General features: G+C 49.0%; 15 protein-coding genes. All 15 read right to left on the bottom strand.

Going from position 1 to position 13,671, the window contains the following annotated elements; translation table 11 throughout:
* Positions 1-13: 13 nt before the first annotated feature.
* On the bottom strand, positions 14-1,642 hold the full coding sequence (locus WBJ53_RS20970) for a hypothetical protein (protein ID WP_338869758.1): 1,629 nt from the start codon (positions 1,640-1,642) through the stop codon (positions 14-16).
* A 223-nt stretch (positions 1,643-1,865) separates the two neighbouring features.
* The gene (locus tag WBJ53_RS20965; RefSeq protein WP_338869756.1) at positions 1,866-2,405 is read right to left on the bottom strand and encodes an N-acetyltransferase family protein; all 540 of its coding nucleotides are present in this window, start codon (positions 2,403-2,405) and stop codon (positions 1,866-1,868) included.
* 16 nt (positions 2,406-2,421) lie between these two features.
* Positions 2,422-3,774 carry a magnesium transporter gene (mgtE, locus tag WBJ53_RS20960; RefSeq protein ID WP_338869754.1) on the bottom strand — a complete coding sequence of 451 codons (1,353 nt, stop codon included), beginning with the start codon at positions 3,772-3,774 and terminating at the stop codon, positions 2,422-2,424.
* A gap of 101 nt (positions 3,775-3,875) precedes the next feature.
* Positions 3,876-4,670 (bottom strand): 16S rRNA (adenine(1518)-N(6)/adenine(1519)-N(6))-dimethyltransferase RsmA, encoded by a 795-nt coding sequence (rsmA, locus tag WBJ53_RS20955; protein WP_338869752.1) that lies wholly within the window; start codon positions 4,668-4,670, stop codon positions 3,876-3,878.
* 162 nt (positions 4,671-4,832) lie between these two features.
* Positions 4,833-5,300 carry a DM13 domain-containing protein gene (locus WBJ53_RS20950; RefSeq protein ID WP_338869750.1) on the bottom strand — a complete coding sequence of 156 codons (468 nt, stop codon included), beginning with the start codon at positions 5,298-5,300 and terminating at the stop codon, positions 4,833-4,835.
* Positions 5,301-5,382: 82 nt separating this feature from the next.
* Positions 5,383-6,219: a hypothetical protein gene (locus WBJ53_RS20945; RefSeq protein ID WP_338869748.1), complete on the bottom strand. Its 837-nt coding sequence runs from the start codon at positions 6,217-6,219 to the stop codon at positions 5,383-5,385.
* A gap of 20 nt (positions 6,220-6,239) precedes the next feature.
* Positions 6,240-6,686, bottom strand: a complete 447-nt coding sequence (locus WBJ53_RS20940) for a YHS domain-containing (seleno)protein (RefSeq protein WP_338869746.1) — start codon at positions 6,684-6,686, stop codon at positions 6,240-6,242.
* A gap of 68 nt (positions 6,687-6,754) precedes the next feature.
* The gene (locus WBJ53_RS20935; RefSeq protein WP_338869744.1) at positions 6,755-7,366 is read right to left on the bottom strand and encodes a LysE family transporter; all 612 of its coding nucleotides are present in this window, start codon (positions 7,364-7,366) and stop codon (positions 6,755-6,757) included.
* 68 nt (positions 7,367-7,434) lie between these two features.
* Positions 7,435-8,142, bottom strand: coding sequence for a Crp/Fnr family transcriptional regulator (locus WBJ53_RS20930; protein ID WP_338869742.1), 708 nt, complete (start codon positions 8,140-8,142; stop codon positions 7,435-7,437).
* A gap of 187 nt (positions 8,143-8,329) precedes the next feature.
* Positions 8,330-9,430 (bottom strand): hypothetical protein, encoded by a 1,101-nt coding sequence (locus WBJ53_RS20925; RefSeq protein WP_338869740.1) that lies wholly within the window; start codon positions 9,428-9,430, stop codon positions 8,330-8,332.
* A complete protein-coding gene (locus tag WBJ53_RS20920) occupies positions 9,427-10,176 on the bottom strand; it encodes an NRDE family protein (RefSeq protein WP_338869738.1) in 750 nt (249 codons plus the stop codon). Before WBJ53_RS20920 ends, WBJ53_RS20925 begins: the two co-directional genes overlap by 4 nt.
* Positions 10,176-10,676 (bottom strand): DinB family protein, encoded by a 501-nt coding sequence (locus WBJ53_RS20915; protein ID WP_338869736.1) that lies wholly within the window; start codon positions 10,674-10,676, stop codon positions 10,176-10,178. Before WBJ53_RS20915 ends, WBJ53_RS20920 begins: the two co-directional genes overlap by 1 nt.
* Entirely contained in the window at positions 10,673-11,089 is a 417-nt protein-coding gene (locus tag WBJ53_RS20910) for a DoxX family protein (RefSeq protein WP_338869734.1), read from the bottom strand. The genes WBJ53_RS20915 and WBJ53_RS20910 overlap by 4 nt, the downstream gene beginning before the upstream one ends.
* Before the next feature lie 20 nt (positions 11,090-11,109).
* Complete coding sequence (locus WBJ53_RS20905; protein WP_338869733.1) at positions 11,110-11,574, bottom strand: YHS domain-containing (seleno)protein; 465 nt, start codon at positions 11,572-11,574, stop codon at positions 11,110-11,112.
* A gap of 279 nt (positions 11,575-11,853) precedes the next feature.
* On the bottom strand, positions 11,854-13,569 hold the full coding sequence (locus WBJ53_RS20900; protein ID WP_338869732.1) for an Ig-like domain-containing domain: 1,716 nt from the start codon (positions 13,567-13,569) through the stop codon (positions 11,854-11,856).
* Positions 13,570-13,671: the final 102 nt, after the last annotated feature.

Genomic DNA, 13,671 nt, shown 5'->3' with positions numbered 1-13,671 from the left:
TGAGTGAATGGGGTTAATTTCCCGGATTTCGAAAACCGAAATAATTCATAACCAGTTTTTCGCCGGGTGTAACGTAGGTAGCTGCAAAAGGATGGCCAATTTCAAAGTGTTGAACAATACCACTCCATTTTGGCTGATTGGCGAAACTGATTTTGTAGGTATGAAATTGTCCATCGTTAATGACGGTTAGCGGAATGGTTTGCTCGTCTCGATTACGAATGCCATTCGGGAAACGAACTTTGCTCTGGTTGGGGGCTTTTGTGTCGGTGCCGTCGGGAGCCTGCCCGTTTAAGAGCCAGGTGAGTCGTAGCGGAACCTGAGCGCCTGCGCCAGGCACACCCGTGTAGGCCATACGAATGTAGATCGTATTGAAATCGCTGGTTTTCCAGCTCCCAAAGGGCGACATTAGTTTGGCATTATACGCATTCTGATTCGTTCCGGTTAGGGTTGCCTGCCAGTTGTCGGACGTAAACGGCTCTTTCTGATCGTAGCCACCATCGAAAATAACCCATCCACTCCGACCGTTGAAGGCATTAAAAAAGAAATCGGGTTTGGTTGATCGCTCCTGAGCATATACATAATCCCTGATTTCCTGCTCTGTGCCCACAATGTAGGTGTATTCCTTATACCAGACGTTGTCGCTGTCCAGATGCACCAATGGTGAATTTGTTATATAAGTGAGTGTATTGCCGCCTTCCCAGCTTTCATTGGCAGCTATATTATCGACGTTGTAGTTGCCCAGAAAATAGCCAGGACTATAGAGGCCAACGAAGCGGTTTGTACCGATCTCTATGGCTTGCCAGGGTTCGGTCAGGCCGAAGGCTTGCCCCCGGTAAACGGTATTGCGGGTACTGTCGCTTTCAATAGCGTTGGTAACCGTTGTTTTATCATAGGTGAACGGATTGGCGCCGTTGTAGAAACGGATGGTTCGGGCCCCGTTGATCATCATGAAGGGCCATTCCTGCGAACGGGGTTCATAAAATGTTTTGTCGGGGCGCTGGTGCGTCAAACGAACCTTGACATGCACTTTGTTGTCGTCGAGACGGACCCATTGCTCATAAAAAAAAGGTAGTTTACGCGCATCCTTGTGCGCCCACGAAAGGCACTGGGCTTTGGTATACATCCACCCATTGATGTTTCCATGAAACAGAATAGGCGATGGGTGGCCACCGTAGTCACCGGCCTGCAAGGGGTTATAGCCAATTCCCTTCCAGTCGGGCGAGTCGTCAGAAAAGCTAACAGGGCCACCGTAGGAGCTCATACCCGATTCGCGACCAAGGTCTTTGAAGTTGATAAGCTGCTGTTTGGTTACTTTATCGTAGATCTGCAGCGAAGCGCCATAATCTTTACGGATTTCGATCTGGAGCGAACTGGATTCCTGCACCGAGGTGGGGCCAATTACTTTATCATAGAGGTAGGTGCCATTGTAGCCCTCCCAATTTGTTTGTTTGTCGGGTACTTCATAAACAAAAGGGGCCGTAATAGGTGGAAGACTGGGCACCAGCCTGCCCGAAGATGGAGTTGAGGGTTCGGTGCTGGGTAGGGTTATATCACAGCCAATTAAATAGCTGGTTAGTAAACAGGGAGCTAAAAAACGCGATAGAAGAAAGGTATAGCCTGGCATACAATAAGCATACGGCATCGGTAGAGGTTGCCGTTTAAATAAGCGATTGAGTCGTGTGCTTCGGTTTTAAGATAGCGGAAATTTATACTGAATCAGTGATAGTAAGGGTACTGTTGCCCATTAAATTAGCCTACGTTATGTCGGTCATTGCTCGTCGGCGATTGTATCGCGGATGTGGGAGGCCCGCGTCTGCGATGCACAATACTGGAAATTGCGATATAATCGCCGACGAGCCCCCAACTTACAGAGCTAGATGAATAATAGACATGGGTTTGCTCGGCCCCGACTGATGCTCTTGTAACGGAAGTTGATACCAGGCAACATTTCGCCACTCGCCCAGCTTATAGCCAACGTTCGGATAAACGCCTATCAGTTCAAAACCCATTGCTTTATGAAAGATCTCGCTGGGCTGATTCGGTATTGTAATGCCCGCATAGGCATTAAAATAGCCCTGACGGCGCAGTACATCGAACAAGGTGTTATAAAGCTGTCGGGCAATGCCGCGACGGTGCCCATCGGGATGGATATAAACCGACGTTTCGACCGACCATTGGTAGGCAATTCGGTCGCGGTGGCGCGATGCATAGGCATAACCCCGAATTTGCCTGTCTTCTTCGGCAACCAGAAACGGGAACTGTTGCTGGATGTGCTGGATACGTTCCGTAAATTCGCTCAGGGGCGGTACGATGTATTCGAACGTAATGGCTGTGTTTTGCACAAAAGGCGCATAAATGTCCAGAATAGCTGGCGAGTCGGCGAGTTTAGCAAAGCGGATATGCATGGTAACTGCAAGATAATCAAACCTCTGCAAGTAGCCATTGGGCAATTAAAAAATATACACCAATGCCAATCAGATCGTTGGCCGTTGTGATGAAAGGACCTGATGCCACCGCTGGATTGATGCCTATTCGGTTGAGAAGCAGGGGCGTTATTGTTCCCATAAAGGAAGCCAGCAGCACTACCGCCAACAGAGAGGTTGCTACAACAAAAAACAAACGCGGTTCGCCGATAATGAACGTATACGCTCCGGCAATGAGCCCCACCACCAGCCCGTTGATAATGGCCACAAGTAGGGTGCGGAGTAGTCGTTTGGCCAGCGTCATGCTCAGGCCGGTGGTATCGGTCAGACTTTGGAGTATGAGCGACGAGGTCTGAATCCCAACGTTGCCGCCGGTCGATCCAATGATCGGAATAAACGCAGCCAGGGCCGCTACTTTGCCTAACTGGCTCTGAAACCCGTTGATGACCGTTGCCGCCAGCAAACTGCCAATAGCGCCGGCAACCAGCCAGGGTAACTGCACTTTAGAGCGCTGCCAGATATTGTCATCTTCTTCAACCTCACCCGACAACCCCGAAATAACCTGAATGTCTTCTTCGGCCTGTTCGGTAATAACGTCGACCACATCATCGATGGTGATCCGGCCCAGCAAGCGCTGTTGAATATTTACCACCGGAATAGCATCCAGGTCATATTTACGCATCACCTCCGCCACTTCGGTTGCGGGTCGATAGGTCTCTACGAAAACGACATCGTGTTCATAAATATCCGCAATTTTGGCGTTTTTGCGGGCCAGCACAATTTTTTTGAGCGATACCAGCCCCAGCAGTTTTCCTACATCGTCGACCACATAAACCGCGTATACGTTTTCGACATCTTCGGCCTGCTGCCTGATTTCTTCAATACAGGCATTGACCGTCAGGTTCACGTTGATTTTGATCAGTTCTTTCTGCATCAACCCACCCGCTACGCTGTCGTCGTAGTGCAACAGGTCGAGAATGAACCGGGCCTGTTCGCGGTCTTCGAGCAAACCAATCACTTCTTCGCGTACCTGAATGGGTTGCTCGTTCAGCAAGTCAACGGCGTCGTCGGAGTCCATCTGGTTAATGAACGGAGCCAGTTCTTCCGACGTAAATGTCTTGATGAAACTCGTTCGGTCGTTTGGGTCCAGATTGGCCAGAATCTCGGCTCCCACCGATTTGTTGAGCAAACTAAGTACATAATGAGCCTGTTCGGGTCCTAACTCATACAGAATTCCCGAAATATCGGCAGGGTAAAGCTCCTCCATTTCGGTGCGTAAGGCCGTATCGTCGCCCGTCTGGATGAGTTGCTGAATATGATCGAGATATTCCTGGGTGAGTTCAAAGGTCATGGAATGACTGAAACATGAAGCGTGGAACGTAGTTTCTGGAGCGAGCGACGTTCGTTTCCAGGCGTACTGCGATTACAAACGAACGTCTTCATTGGTATTCTTCAATCTTCACTCTTCATTAATTGAGTCAGTTCAATAAACTCGGCTACACTTAATTGCTCAGCTCGTTTGTCCATAAAACGACTGGCAAGAGCGGCTTCTGACGGGTTTAAGGGTTTGAGTGCATTCCGGAGGGTTTTTCGACGTTGATTGAAACCATGTTTTACGACTTGCGTAAACTTCCGTTCATCGCAGCCGAGATCGGTCTTATCGTTTCGACGAAGCGAAATAACGCCCGAATACACTTTGGGAGGAGGATTGAAAACCTCGGGGGCAACGGTAAATTCATACCGAATGTCGTACCAGGCCTGTAGTAGCACACTCAGAATGCCATAGTCTTTATTGCCCGGCCCCGAAGCTACACGCTGCGCCACTTCCCGCTGAAACATACCCACCACTTCGGGAACACGCTCGCGCATGTCCAGCACCTTAAACAGGATCTGGGTAGAAATATTGTAGGGAAAATTACCGATAATGGCAAAAGGCTCCGTAGTGTCGGGTACTTTGGTTGGCAGTAGATCGGGGCGGATAGTCAGAAAATCGGACGCAAGAATATGCCCATCCAGCTTTGGGAAATGCTGCTTTAAGTAATCGACCGATTCGCGATCTATCTCAATCACATACGTTTCGAACCGATTGTCGGCCAGCAAAAACTGAGTCAATACACCCATTCCCGGACCAATCTCAAGGATTTTTCGGTAATTACCGTGTCCGGTCAGGAGTTCGGCAATGCGTTGGGCAATGCTGAGGTCTTTGAGGAAATGCTGACCGAGTTCTTTTTTAGGCTTTATGTACACGATGCTGAAGGATCAGGCCGCAGGCATTGGCCCATGTGGACAGACGGGTTGCTGATGCGGTGGTTTTCGGTCGCAAAGGTACGTGGCAATGGCCGAATAATCGGTGGATCGGTTTTATATACCACCAAATTTGTCTACAAATTAGTCAATCGGATAGGCCGTCTACTTCAGTTCGGCATTCCCGAATAATACAGAAAACGCTTTGCACCAGATCAGCACAAAGCGCCGGGTGTTCGGGTTGGCATCATTGGGAAGTTCGAGCGTGAAGTTGCCAGTATTGTTCAGGCGGGTTAGTTCAATGAAATTACGAACGCCCGTGTTTTCGGCCAGATAAACCCGCAGGTCGGGACCACTGTCGGTTTTGAAATTTTCGAAAACCAATAGTTGCTTTTCTGCTTTTTCGTAAAGTTTAACGGTGCCGCTGGTCGTATGGACATTGCTCACAAACGTACCCTGCGACACAAGTTTATAACCGGTTGTATCAGTACCATTCGAAGACTGATCGGGCGTAGTAGTCATATCGGAGCTGCCCGACGAAACAGCAGGGCTTACGTCCTGATCGTTTCCCGGCTGGCACCCCGCCAGGGCCACCAGTATACACCAGAAGATGAGTTGAATTACCGTTTTCATAGGAATGGTTTTAATGAGTGGGCACCCAAAAGCAGGGTGGGTGCCCAACCGGCTTAACCAGGAATAGGTAACAGAATTGCGTTTACCATTTAATGAATAACCCTGCATTGTATGATCTCGAAAAGGCTACATTTTCGCCTGCCAGTGCGCCAATCACGCTGGCATTAATGCCCAGCCGGTCCGGAACAAGATCATACGAGGCTTTTACCCCTGCGCCCAGATACAACTGATCATTCAGATAGGCGGCCGTGTACTGATAGGCTTCGGTGTTGCTAAACTTGCCGTTGCGGGCTGGTAGCCGAAAATCGAGCGTACCGGCTACCCATAGTCGGGGATGTAGCCGATAGCCAAATTCGCCGTTAAGCTTCAGAAAATTGCTGTATTCCTGGGTCATGACTCCATACCCTGCTTCGGCGAAATAATACGTTTTGGCACTACCGGAGCCCAGAGACAGATAAGGCATTACGGTCCAGCCTTCATAACCCGTTCGCAAACCCAGTTGATCGTTATTCGTAAAGGTATTTGCCAGGGCGTCGACACCGATACTGAGTTTTGTGTTGCCATCCAGCAGTGCCCGTTTAAGCCCCAGCCCTACATTCCCTAAGCCAGTGAGTGTTCCGGCCGGAATCGAATTGGCCGACAGATTGGTGCTGACACCGGTTTGCAGGGACTTGTAGGGGAGCAACGCCCGAACCTCCCACCGTCGGGCAAACCCGTATTCGGCGTAGAGTTGGACTGTTATGTCGCTAATGTTGCGATAAACCGCCTGTTCATTACCCGTTGACGAAAACACTGAATTATAAAACAATCCCGAAAAACCGACCTGAACAAACCCTTTTTTGTAGGCACGTACCCAGGGGCCACCGGCCTGCGCCAGTGTAGGAAGTATCAGCAATGAAAAAACTAGTAGTCGACGCATAGCAATAATGTGGTAAGAATTCACTTTTTGAGTTTAACCTCGGGCCAGTTCTGGTCGGCCTTCTGGATATAGCCTGTCTGGTCTTTAGCCCATTCGGTACGCACTTTCTGATTATAGTTCAGATAGAGCTTGCCATCGGTAATGGTCCAGGCATCGGGTTCGGTAGAGGCTTTATAGCCGCGCGACATCCCGAAGGCACAATAGCCCCCATATTGCGGAAGGTATTTGGCAGGGTCGGCCTTGAACATATCCAGGTGTTCGCGGCTGGCAAATACCCAGTTTACATCCTGATACATATAGGTCAGCGACGAGTCGCCCATAACGGGTTTTCCATCCGTAAAGTAGGCCACCGGATCGTAGCCCCGAATGGCTTTGCCATCGGTTGAAAAAATGGCCGGTTTTTGAGCGAAAGAAGCGGTGCTGATGAATAAAAAAATAACAATAAGACGAGGAAGAATCGTTTTCATTGGAGTTGTTTTGATTGGTTTAAAGTGTGTTGATGTTGTTTAGTTGCTTGATGAATGCGTTAAAGAGTCTATAAAAACTGACTAATCTGCCACAGAGCCATACCAATAAATGCGGCCCCTGTCAGCCGGTTCAGGCGGGAATGGTTGAGGTAATGCAGCAGGCCGGTTCGGTACCTGTCGGCCAGCCAGACAATGCCCGACAGGAGTACAAATGCGCCAGTGGCCGTTCCGAACGAAAATACCCACTGGCTAAGTGGCCCAATGGGGGTGAACAGCAGGGTTCCGTGCAGGTATAGCCATACGGCCGACCAGAATGGAAGAAGCTGCGGGTTTGCAGACGATAGGACGATCCCTTTCCAGAAAGGGAAAGCAGACGGCTGTTGGGCGATAGGAACCGCCCGTTTTTTCTGTCGAAAGGCAATCAGGCCCGCTATCAGTAAAACCGGAATGGGTAGAATTTTTAAGAGGGAAAACCAGACCGTGTTCGGGTTAACCAAAGCCAGGCTGCGAATGGCAATTGTACTATAGGCAATTTCGGGAAGGCTACCACCCAACGCCAGCCAGAAACCAGCCCGGCGGCTTTGGCCAATGGTGGCCTGCATAACCGCAATATTTACGGCACCAGGGTGCAGAGAGCCAATAAAACTAATCAGACTGACCAGCAAAAACAGCGTAATCATGGCAAAACCTGTTATGGATTCGGTTAAGCAAAACTACCGGATTGCCAGCCGCTGAAATGTCGGCTATCTTACACTACCGATTGATTTGTTTGGGTGAGATTCGGAAAATCGGTCAGCGGAAACACAATTTCCTGACGGCTATAGGTAAGTTTGCCTTCTGCTTCGAGGGCGTTGAGGGTTTGCGTTACGGTCTGGCGCGAGGTACACACCAACTGAGCAATATCCTGATGGGTCAGGTAGTTGGCCACAATAAGTTCTTTGCCTTGTGGTTTACCTTCTTTCTCGGCCCATTCGTGCAGAAATTCGACGATCCGCTGCCGAACATCCTTGAAAACCAGATTGGCGTATCGATTCTGTAATCGCTTGAACTTGAAGCCGATAAATTTGGAGAATTTAAGCGAAACGGTTGGGTCTCTGGCCAGCACATTCTCGAAATCCTCCAGTGTAAAACTACAGATAAGTACCTCCGACGAAATAGCCTGTGCATACTCGGAGGTTCCATTGCTGCCCGACAAAGAGAGTTCGCCAAAAATGTCGCCTTTCTGAATAATGTCTTTGATCACTTCACGACCTTCGGGATCTGATTCTACAATTTTGATCATTCCCTTTTTGAGTAGGTAAATGCGCTGAACCGGATCGCTGGCGAAGTAAATAATCTCGTTTTTACTGGCTTTTTTGTAGCGGGTAATGATGCATAAATCCTTTATCTGCGCATTGTTCAGCGTAGAAAATAATTTGTGATCGCGTAAATACCAGTATTGAATATCAGGAGCCATGAATGCTGCTGGTTTAGGTAATCAAGTTTACAACTATTTGCGTTGACACGCAATATTTGCTTAGACGACAATAAATATACTTAGTCATACGGCTGAATATTATTTTATTGAGTAAAAATACTTATTATGTGGCTTCTTGCTCCGAGTTGGAATTTACGGACCCATCAGGTAAGTAATCTCTTTATCACTATTCATGTGTAGCGGATGGTTCACTACTCCCGAATCGACGGTATAAACAACGCAAAACGGTTCGGGCCGAGGCTACCGAAGTCCCCGCTTTTCGACGTTGCTCACTGATTCGATAAAGCAATTTTACATGATAGGCAATGTCGGCATAAGCACGCCAGAGCGAATAATCCGGATCGTAGATGTGGCCAGGTTCTGAGGTTACGCCATTTACTTCCAGCACCCGAATGTTTCGGCCAGCGAGCAAATCGCCTACGCTGGGAACCCGAATATCGAATCGCCCATAATCGAAACCAGCCATGGGGGCAGCAATCTGGTCGAAAATATGAGTAAGCTGACTCGATCGTAAATGATTGGCGTTCAGGAATTTTGTGCCACGGCAATGGTTGCCGATGGGTTGAATCAGAACGGTTTCTCCGCTGGCCGGAACCTGGTTGCCAAGTTGAGCAATAATAGGTTCCAGTTCGTTCCAGGTCATGCGTGCCCGTTCATTCTGTTCAAGCAATTTACGGATCGTTGCATAGCCATTGCCCGTTACGGTCAGAAATTCTTTTTGAACAACCGACGTAACACCCGAAGCATTACCGTTGGGCATACGGTAATAAAAAACGCCAAATTCAAGCGGCCCTGCTACCCATTCCTGTACCAGAAACGGTTCGTCGGGATGCAGCAATAACCATTGTGACAATTCTGTTTTGCTGGTTATTACGCGGACACCCTCACCGCGTTCGCCTACATCAGGTTTACAGACTACCGGAAACGATAGGCCTTGTTGAGTCATCTGGCTGAGTACCTGTTCAGTTGAAGCATTGGCCCCAATCAATAGCGTTTGGGGGCGAAACGCTGCCGGAACTGTTGCCAGAATGGCACTTTTTGATTCGCCAAACAAACCACCAAGCCGAATACTTGGATTAACAGCGGTGAAGAAGGTAAGCGAGCGCGACCGGATAGCCATGTACACATAATAGATGACCATCGGGGCAAAGAAAATATAGAATGGCCAGTATTCATACTGGAGGAGCCGAACCAGCCAGAGCGGCCGTGGTTTTGGCTGGGCTATGGAGATTGGAGCCGGTATTGTAACTGATGGGGCAGCGTTCATGACAGAATGCGAAAGGTGGTGTTTGTGTGGGTCAGCATGTCGTGGTAATAAACCCGGTGAGCCTGGTCGTTGCGCTCTACAGAGGTAATGCTGACGGTTTGAATTCCGTTAGGCCGTCGCATGAGCAGATCATTTTCCGGATCGCCATCGCCCGTTTGCCGGTGAAATTGAACGATTGCTTCCTGGCTGAACTGTTGCTGACGGTTAACCCATTCGCTAAACCAGCCTTCGCGTTTTTGCCGGATTGTTTTAGGATACAGTGTTGCTGAACTCCACAGATAAGGTTGGGTAGCGTCGAGGAGGGTTCGGTGTAGCTGAGAGCCATCCCATCGCAGTTCAATCAGCGTAAGTAGGGGGTCGTATTCTACGACAACGAGTGTAAATGGCTCCAGCTTATCGAACGGGTAATGCAGCGAAAAGTCGATTTCGTTATCGTAGCTGAAAAAATCCGGAATCACCTGTCCGCGGCTATGCCGATAGGGCGGGCAATGATGATGGGCTTCGAAGGCACCATTGAGCAGGCAGAGCGTATAGCGGTGTTCATCGGTTGCAATCCAGGTACCGCCAGCCTGCCCATCTTTTGGAAAAAAAACAGTACACCCGCTCAGCCAATAGCGACGTGGGAACATAGCCCGTCGTCGACCAGCCTGCTCGTCACGATTTGAGGTCAGAATAAATCCTCCCGCTTTCAGGTCTTCTCCTGATTCTGGGTTAATGGAGGTTGGCAGAAACGAGACAGTACACATCAGGCCGTTTGTTGATGAAGAATCGTTGAATAGGCTACACCAAAATGCGTCGGTAACTGAATTGCTGGGCAATGGAGTTTTACACCAATTCGTAACATGGCCATGTGATGAATGGCATGTTCGATGTTATAGACGAGTTCCCGGCCAACGTTGGTGGGAACCAGCAGCGAAGAAACAGGTGTGTAGGTTTGCCGAAGTTGCAGGGGATGGGCAGGGTCTAACTGCATAAGCACCAGCTTTAACTGTTGCAGCACACTGCGTCCATAAGCAGGATTCGACTCAATCTGTCGGTCGCGCTTTCGGGCATCGTAATCAATTTCTCCCTGGGCAATGCCCGCCGTAAGGCACTGGAAAAACTCCAGAATGTGCCGCATATGCTGCCCCATGGAACTGCCCGAAAATACATCCAGAGGCTGGACGTACTCATCTTCCGTCAACTGCATGAGCAGGCTGTCGAGATCGTTCAGTACTTCTTCCAGAATATCGGTCAGGTAAGTCATATGTGTGCGGGTTTTGACGGAAGTAACCGGGAAATTTGTTGACGGTGCAGCATTAACAGCATAGCAGAGGCAATGGCTACCGTAAGTGCATAGATGAACAACTGTCCGCCATCGTTCTGCGATTCGATGCCCAGGACCAGCAAATGTGCGCCAATAGCCCCAACCATCAGGCCAAAGGCCAGCCCTGCGCCCAGTATGGTTGTGAGCGAGCTGTGGCGTCCAAACCAAAGAAGCAGTACCGACGCCACCAGTTCGAGGCAGCCAGTCCCGATTCGTCCCCAGGGTTCAACCCCCAATTCCGAAAAAATATGGACCGATTCGGGGGCGGCCGTAAATTTGAAGAATAAAGTTTGCGCCAGAATTACGGCTGCCAGGAGTCGACAGATCCAACTGATAATTGCATTGGTTTTCATTGGTGTCGGTGGGTAAATGGTTAATGATAAAATTTCATCCAGCTGGCGTCGGCTTTGCGCATCAGGGTTTTCTCATCCTTATTCCACTTGGGCAGCGTGTTATTGAAAAATTTGTTGTAGAACAAATAGAGATGGCCATCGGTGATCTTATAGGTTTCAGGATCGACCTCTACTTTCTCGCCCGTTGCCCCCATTGCATAGGCGCACCAACCCCCGTAGGCAGGCTCATAGGCCATCGGATTTTTTTTGAAACGGTCGGCGTTAGTTGCGTTGGCGAAGCGGTAGGTGACTCCTTTATAGGTAATGGCAAGATTGGAGCGGCCTTTCTGGGGTTTACCATCGAAATAACTAACTGGATCGTACCCCTCAATAGCCAGACTTTTCTCAAGATTATACTGAGCCAGCCGCTGCGCATCCGGCGATTGGGCCAGCGAAGGAAGTAGGCCGATGAAAAGCAGTACGAAAAAAGCGAATAGCGATTTCATTGTGTGATCTTTTTGACAAAGGTTGCTGATCTGGCGTCGGCCGAATGTCAGCAACTTGACAAAATCACACAGATTTTCTGGCGCGGCCTTTCTGAGGGCGCTTGGGTTGGGGTACTAGCCAGGTATGAATAAAGAACACGGATTGAACAGGTCGTCACAGATAAAATTGGGAGATTATAGTTTTTTATCTACGAAAATCCGTGCCATCCGTGTTCCCATCTTTTATAAAAACAGCCTGTGATCCAGGAAATGCCGAAGGCACAACAGGATTATAGAGATCTAGAAATCAATCTCGGTAAGCTCAAAATTCTGCTTGAGTGGAATGATGCCCCCTTCTTCATAGCCAGGGTTGTAGATGATGGTTTCGGGCTGAATGCCTTTCTGCACATTGCCAATGTCGCGTTTCCCGTTACCGTTGGCGTCAATAATCAACCTAACCCGATAACGCCCTGGTTTTAATCGGGCAAAGCTGTAGTTGGGTGTCCCAACTGAGGTTCGGATTACGTTGTATTTTTCGTCGAGCAGTTCTACAATGAAGTTCGTATCTGGGCGATTTACATGACCCGCAATCAGGCCGTAACTATCTTCTTCGGCAATCTGATAGCGGGCATTATAGCGAGCAAGCGTGTCGCCCTGCACACTAATGAATGAGCCTTTCAGTAACCTGAAAAGCAGGGTATCTTTGAGGTTCGTCTTTCGTTTTATTTCCAGTTGGCTGAAATTATTACTCCATGTCAACTCGTTGGGTGCGAATTTGAGCGGCTTTGTACTATCGGCCCCAATCACAATGAGGGTGGTGTCGTAGTTGAGAATAGGTTTCGAAAAACGGAGCGTAAAGTCGAGGTTGTTATCAATTGGATCGCTCGTTGGTGGATTGACCTGAAGCGTTAGTGTTTTACGGTCGCGGGTTCTGGTTTTAAGGGGGGAAAAATAGACCCGCTCCCGAAGCTCCGTGACGTTACCGACTGAATCTTTAGCCATTATCACGATGTTGATTGTATCGTTGGCTGCCTTGTCGGCTGGTTTAAACAGTCGGATCATTTTCGGGCTTTCCAGAAACGAAACCAGTGTATCGCCCGATGGCACAAACGTAGTTGAAGTTACCGACGTGGATACGGCCGACGTGGATACAGGTGTTTTCGAGGTGCTTGAATCGGTAGGGGCAGAAATCATTTTACCGAACAGCATCGTATAACTGGCAATACCACTGCTCAGCTCAAGCCCCAATGTTTCGTCGGTACGTTCGCGACGGCTAATGCGGGGTTTGCCATAGCCTCGGAAAGCTACCATATTTACATCGGTATAGTTGCGGTTTAGGTTAAGCACACTATCCCGAAAGGCGACTCGTTCGCCGGGTGTATTATTAACCAGATTCAGATCTTTATCGTCGAATCCATACACTTTATACTGACCTTCCTTTACGTTTTCGATGCGGTAATTTCCACTACTGTCCGTTCGGGCATAATAGGCAGGGCGTTTCCGGTTAATAGGCAACGTATCGGTAGGGGCAAACAACCCTACCGCAAAATTCAGAATAGGCTGGCGACTTTCGTCATCGACAACCGTCCCGCTCAGAAACAGGGAATCGATAACCGGTCCAGTACTAAAAACAAGTTTGGCATCTTTGGCAATATTTCGTTCGGTAATATCCTTTATGCCATCAGAAAAGTTAATGGTATACGTTGTATTGGGCTGGAGTGGTTTGTTAAAGGTTAGCCGTACGCCCTTTGGCAGCGATCTTACCACAAAAGTGTTACTGTCGCGGGGTGTAATTGTAACCTTCTGCTGGAGGTTCTCGGTATTGACATACTCATCGAATTCCAGTTCAATCGTTTTGCCGGAATAGTTCAACTGACGGGCTTCGGGCATACTACTGACGAGTTTCGGGGCCAGCGTATCTTTTTTGCCCCCCGGTGGCTGAGCAACCTGAGCACAGTTCTGGAGAAGAAACGGAAGCGATAATAAAAAAAGTAATACAAAATGGCGAAGCGTCATAATAGTAGCCTGCTATACGGCATTCCGGCGGCCACGTCCGGGTTGGTAATCATTTTGGGGTCATACGCGGACGTGGCCGTCCGGCCTACAAAGGTAAACGTC

It is taken from the genome of Spirosoma sp. SC4-14, assembly GCF_037201965.1.
GTDB lineage: Bacteria > Bacteroidota > Bacteroidia > Cytophagales > Spirosomataceae > Spirosoma.
The sequence above is the reverse complement of the archived record's forward strand: the minus strand, read 5'-3'. Positions and strand labels throughout refer to the sequence as shown.

Excerpts from the sequence above, each read along its gene's own strand:
- WBJ53_RS20925 (WP_338869740.1), bottom strand. The coding sequence starts at position 9,430 with ATGAACGCTGCCCCATCAGTTACAATACCGGCTCCAATCTCCATAGCC.
- WBJ53_RS20905 (WP_338869733.1), bottom strand. The coding sequence starts at position 11,574 with ATGAAATCGCTATTCGCTTTTTTCGTACTGCTTTTCATCGGCCTACTT.
- WBJ53_RS20930 (WP_338869742.1), bottom strand. The coding sequence starts at position 8,142 with ATGGCTCCTGATATTCAATACTGGTATTTACGCGATCACAAATTATTT.
- WBJ53_RS20965 (WP_338869756.1), bottom strand. The coding sequence starts at position 2,405 with ATGCATATCCGCTTTGCTAAACTCGCCGACTCGCCAGCTATTCTGGAC.
- WBJ53_RS20945 (WP_338869748.1), bottom strand. The coding sequence starts at position 6,219 with ATGCGTCGACTACTAGTTTTTTCATTGCTGATACTTCCTACACTGGCG.
- WBJ53_RS20950 (WP_338869750.1), bottom strand. The coding sequence starts at position 5,300 with ATGAAAACGGTAATTCAACTCATCTTCTGGTGTATACTGGTGGCCCTG.
- WBJ53_RS20935 (WP_338869744.1), bottom strand. The coding sequence starts at position 7,366 with ATGATTACGCTGTTTTTGCTGGTCAGTCTGATTAGTTTTATTGGCTCT.
- WBJ53_RS20915 (WP_338869736.1), bottom strand. The coding sequence starts at position 10,676 with ATGACTTACCTGACCGATATTCTGGAAGAAGTACTGAACGATCTCGAC.
- mgtE (WP_338869754.1), bottom strand. The coding sequence starts at position 3,774 with ATGACCTTTGAACTCACCCAGGAATATCTCGATCATATTCAGCAACTC.
- WBJ53_RS20970 (WP_338869758.1), bottom strand. The coding sequence starts at position 1,642 with ATGCCGTATGCTTATTGTATGCCAGGCTATACCTTTCTTCTATCGCGT.
- WBJ53_RS20940 (WP_338869746.1), bottom strand. The coding sequence starts at position 6,686 with ATGAAAACGATTCTTCCTCGTCTTATTGTTATTTTTTTATTCATCAGC.
- WBJ53_RS20900 (WP_338869732.1), bottom strand. The coding sequence starts at position 13,569 with ATGACGCTTCGCCATTTTGTATTACTTTTTTTATTATCGCTTCCGTTT.
- WBJ53_RS20920 (WP_338869738.1), bottom strand. The coding sequence starts at position 10,176 with ATGTGTACTGTCTCGTTTCTGCCAACCTCCATTAACCCAGAATCAGGA.
- WBJ53_RS20910 (WP_338869734.1), bottom strand. The coding sequence starts at position 11,089 with ATGAAAACCAATGCAATTATCAGTTGGATCTGTCGACTCCTGGCAGCC.